We start from the raw sequence: 3,682 nt of genomic DNA, 5'->3' as shown, positions 1-3,682 counted from the left end.
CTCTGCCTCATGGTGACGGATGCCGAGAATGGCACGGTCGCCCGCGAACGGGTCGAGGCGGTCGCCTCCACCCTCGACGGATTCGAGCTCGCCCAGAAGGACCTGGAGCTCCGGCAGGAGGGCGACGTGCTGGGCAGCACGCAGTCGGGCGGCAGGTCCTCCCTCCGCCTGCTCCGCGTGGCGAAGGATGGCGAGCTCATCACGGAGGCACGGGCCATCGCCCAGCGGCTGCTCGACGACGACCCCGGTCTCGCCGAACACCCTGCGCTGCGTACCGCTCTCGCCCGCAGACTGGACGAGACCAGCCGCGACTTCCTCGCCAAGAACTGAGCGCTCGGGAAAACCTGGCGCTCGCAATTGCTTCTTCCCAGGGACCTAGCGTTCGCCAATGGTCGAGCGGAAGGACGGAGCTGGGTCTCGGCCTGGGCCGACTGCTACTCGAACTCGGGTGCCGCCCGCATCCGGGTCGCCGGCTCGGTCGTGTAGCGGCGGCCCGTGGGGGAGGTCCAGGTCAGCCGACCGTCGTCGGGTGGGTCGACCGTCCACCCGGTGTGGTGCTTCAGCCGGTGGTGGGCGCGGCAGAGGTGCGCGAGGTTCCCGTGCGCGGTGAGACCGCCGTACTGCCAGTCGAGGCTGTGATCGAGGTCGCACCGGGACGCGCCGCGGCCGCAGCCGGGATAGCGGCAGGTCTCGTCCCGAATCCGCAGCCAGGTCCGCAGGTCGGCGGGGACCGCGTACCGATCGCGGCCGACAGAGAGCACCGTGCCCGTCTCCGGGTGCGTGAGGATGCGGGTGAAGCTCGGTGCCCCCGCGCAGAGCCTGCGGGCCGTCTCCGGGTCGATCGGCCCGTAGCCCTCGAGCGTCGCCGGCTCGTCGCCGGTGCCCAGCAGCGTCAGCACCGGCACGGTGACGAGGACCCTGGCACGGAGACCACTGCCGAGGGGCAGCCGGTCGATGGGAAGTCGGTCGGTGAGGGCGGGTGCGGACGCATCGGACGTTGCGTCGGACCCGGCGCCGGCGGTTTCCTCCGTCAACCGGCCCATCGGGCCATCCGTCGAGCCGTCCGTCGTGCCGTCGATGAGGAGCTCGGCGAACACGTCGGCCCGGAGCTGGGTCAGGGTGCGCGGCCTCTCCTCGTCGGTCAGCACCCGCTCGTCACGGAGCCCCATTGCGATGTCGGTGATCCGGTTGTAGATCCCCTGCGCCTCGGCGGCGGGGAGATACGCCGTCAGCCAGGACATCCCGTCCCTGCCCGGCGAGAGCTCGATCGAGCGGTCGGCGACGCAGGCGGCGTGGCGCTGCGCGATGGTCTCCGGATGGGCGCGTTCCCGCAGCATCCGCGCCTTGCGGTCGAACTTCGCCACCGTGAGGGTCTTCGCGAACGGCAGGGCCGCCTCCTCGAAGGCCCGCCGCATGACCGGGAGGCCTTCGCCGTCCGGGAGTGAATCGGCATGGTCGATCAGCGCCGTCGCGTGCCGGTAGCCGATCTCGCCGTCCTTCAGGGCGGCAAGGGTCGCGGGCAGGTCGTGCACGAGCGACGAGCTCTGCGCGATGAGGTTCTCGACCGATCGCTCCGGCATCCGCAGCGCGCAGGCGAGCTCCGTCACCAGCTCTCGTCGCGCGACGGTGCTCGCATCCCAGCCGCCCTGACGGCGGCCGTCGGACGACATCGTCGCGCGGATCTCGCTCCAGACCCTCGCCTGGTCGACCAGCTCGGCGCGCAGGGCGGTCGTGGAGGCGAGGATGCGCTCCGTGGCGACGATCGTCTCGATCAGGCCGTCGAACGTCTCCGTCAGGACGGCCGAGAGCGGCGGTCCGTCGGTGGCGATGGCCTCTTTCATGGCACCACTCAACACCAGACCACCGACATTTCCGGGTCGCTCGCAGGCGGCGAATCCGCCGCTGACGCGCCCGAAGATCACAAATCCGTAACGCCGACCCGATAGTCTCGAAGCATGAGCAGGATCGCTGTCGTCCCTGGTTCCTTCGACCCGGTAACCCTGGGCCACCTCGACGTGATCGAACGGGCGGCGGGCATCTTCGACCAGCTTCACGTGCTCGTCGTGCACAACCCGGCGAAGACCGCTCTCCTGCCCGTCGCCCAGCGGGTGGCCCTCATCGAGAAGTCGATCGCCGAGGCCGGCCTTCCCGACAACATCCTGGTGACCTCCTGGAGCGTCGGCCTGCTGGTCGACTACTGCACCGACGTCGGCGCCAGCGTCCTCGTCAAGGGTGTGCGTTCGCAGGTCGACGTGGCCTACGAGACGCCCATGGCCATCATCAACCGCAACCTCGGCGGTGTCGAGACGATCTTCATGCTGCCCGACCCCGCCCACGCCCACGTTTCGAGCTCGCTCGTTCGGCAGGTGTCCGCGCTCGGCGGGGATGTGAGCCCCTACGTTCCGAGGGCCGTCGCCGCCTTCCTCAACAAGCCGGCGCAGACGGACTAGCCGTCCCGAGTCAGGACATCTGACCGGCTCCGACCCGGCGACACCTGCGCGGCCGACACGTGCGCGGCCGACACGCCCGCCGTCGGCCGAGCCCCGCCGTCGTTCTGGCCGTTCGGTTCCCGGGAAATGTGCATTGACGGGCGAGCCGGGTATCGTCGGAAAAGCGGCGGGTCGTCAATCCGCACGGCACTGAGTGAAAGGACCCCATGCTTCCCCTGAAGCTCGGCTACAAGGCATCCGCAGAACAGTTCGATCCGCGTGAGCTCGTGGAGATCGCGGTCGCCGCGGAGGCGCACGGCCTCGAGTCGGTCGCCGTCAGCGACCACTTCCAGCCCTGGCGGCACGAGGGCGGCCACGCGCCGTTCTCCCTGGCCTGGATGGCGGCGGTCGGCGAGCGCACGTCGACGATCCAGATCGGCACCTCGGTGATGACGCCGACCTTCCGCTACAACCCCGCCGTGATCGCGCAGGCCTTCGCGACCCTCGGCTGCCTCTATCCCGGGCGCATCATGCTGGGCGTCGGCACCGGCGAGGCCCTCAACGAGATCGCGACCGGATTCCGCGGCGCCGGCCCGCAGGACTGGCCAGACTTCAAGGAGCGGTTCGCTCGGCTGCGCGAGGCGGTGTCGCTCATGCGGCGGCTCTGGACGGAGGACAGGGTCGACTTCGAGGGCGAGTACTACTCGACCCACGGGGCATCCATCTACGATCGTCCCGCCTCGCCGATCCCGGTCTACATCGCGGCCGGCGGTCCCGTCGTCGCCCGGTACGCCGGACGGGCCGGCGACGGCTTCATCTGCACCTCGGGAAAGGGCATGGAGCTCTACACCGAGCAGCTCATCCCCGCGGTCGCCGAGGGAGCGGAGAAGGTGGGACGCGACCCCGCGGAGATCGACCGGATGATCGAGATCAAGCTCTCCTACGACACCTCGTACGAGACCGCGCTGGACAACACGCGCTTCTGGTCGCCACTCGCGCTCGGCAAGGAGCAGAAGCACGACATCACCGACCCCATCGAGATGGAGCGGGCGGCGGATGCGCTCCCCATCGAGACGATCGCCTCGCGCTGGATCGTCGGTTCGGATCCGGACGCGGTGGTCGCCGACATCAAGAAGTACGTGGATGCCGGGCTCAACCACCTCGTGTTCCACGGCCCGGGGCAGGACCAGCGACGGTTCCTGGAGCTGTTCGAGAAGGACCTGGCCCCGAGGTTGCGCGCGCTCTAGCGTGGG

General features: G+C 69.7%; 3 protein-coding genes and 1 pseudogene. 3 read left to right on the top strand and 1 reads right to left on the bottom strand.

Annotation, left to right across the window (positions count from 1 at the left end):
* Positions 1 to 330, top strand: a pseudogene (locus tag VGC18_RS11865) (ATP-dependent DNA helicase RecG); the annotation flags it as partial.
* A gap of 104 nt (positions 331 to 434) precedes the next feature.
* On the opposite strand, the gene VGC18_RS11860 reads toward VGC18_RS11865, so the two are convergent.
* Positions 435 to 1,841 (bottom strand): HNH endonuclease signature motif containing protein, encoded by a 1,407-nt coding sequence (locus VGC18_RS11860; protein ID WP_331097601.1) that lies wholly within the window; start codon positions 1,839 to 1,841, stop codon positions 435 to 437.
* A 114-nt stretch (positions 1,842 to 1,955) separates the two neighbouring features.
* On the opposite strand from VGC18_RS11860, the gene coaD reads away from it, so the two are divergent.
* Together coaD and fgd are read left to right on the top strand one after the other, a co-directional pair.
* On the top strand, positions 1,956 to 2,450 hold the full coding sequence (coaD, locus tag VGC18_RS11855) for a pantetheine-phosphate adenylyltransferase (protein ID WP_331097598.1): 495 nt from the start codon (positions 1,956 to 1,958) through the stop codon (positions 2,448 to 2,450).
* Positions 2,451 to 2,656: 206 nt separating this feature from the next.
* Complete coding sequence (gene fgd, locus VGC18_RS11850) at positions 2,657 to 3,676, top strand: glucose-6-phosphate dehydrogenase (coenzyme-F420) (RefSeq protein WP_331097596.1); 1,020 nt, start codon at positions 2,657 to 2,659, stop codon at positions 3,674 to 3,676.
* Positions 3,677 to 3,682: the final 6 nt, after the last annotated feature.

Source organism: Lacisediminihabitans sp. (genome assembly GCF_036404185.1).
In the GTDB taxonomy this organism is placed as follows: domain Bacteria; phylum Actinomycetota; class Actinomycetes; order Actinomycetales; family Microbacteriaceae; genus Lacisediminihabitans.
The sequence above is the reverse complement of the archived record's forward strand: the minus strand, read 5'-3'. Positions and strand labels throughout refer to the sequence as shown.